At 67.5% G+C, this 425-nt stretch carries 1 protein-coding gene; it reads left to right on the top strand.

Annotated elements, in window-relative coordinates; translation table 11 throughout:
- On the top strand, positions 1–425 hold a 425-nt coding region (locus BN1119_RS11920; RefSeq protein WP_041998112.1), incomplete at both ends, for a cache domain-containing protein.

Below are 425 nucleotides of genomic sequence, written 5' to 3'. Positions count from 1 at the left end.
CAGACCCTGGCCGCCACCCTCCCCGCCTCGGAAGCACAGGCCCAGGCCAAGGCCATGCTCGACAGCATGCGCTTCGATGGCGACAACTATCTGTTCGTGCTGGACGAAAACCGCCACGTGGTGGTGCATCCCGCCAAGCCCGAGCTGGTCGGACGGCCGATGGGCGAGCCCGGCGTCGCCGCCGAAGCCCATTGGCTGCGCATGGTGGATCTCGGCAAGGGCGGCCGGCAGGGTCGGCTGGAATACCAGTGGCGCTCTCCCACCGGGGAGACGGCCCAGAAGATGACCCTGGTGGCCGGCTATCAGCCCTGGGGCTGGATCCTGGGGTCCGGCCTCCTGCTGCAGGACATAGAAGCCACCATCTGGTCCCAGTATGAGCTGATGGGAGGGGCCACCCTGCTGGTGATCCTGCTGATGGGGCTGCT

This window comes from Aeromonas bivalvium, from assembly GCF_000819765.1.
GTDB classification, from domain to species: domain Bacteria; phylum Pseudomonadota; class Gammaproteobacteria; order Enterobacterales; family Aeromonadaceae; genus Aeromonas; species Aeromonas bivalvium.
This window is presented reverse-complemented; position numbering and strand designations above follow the sequence as displayed.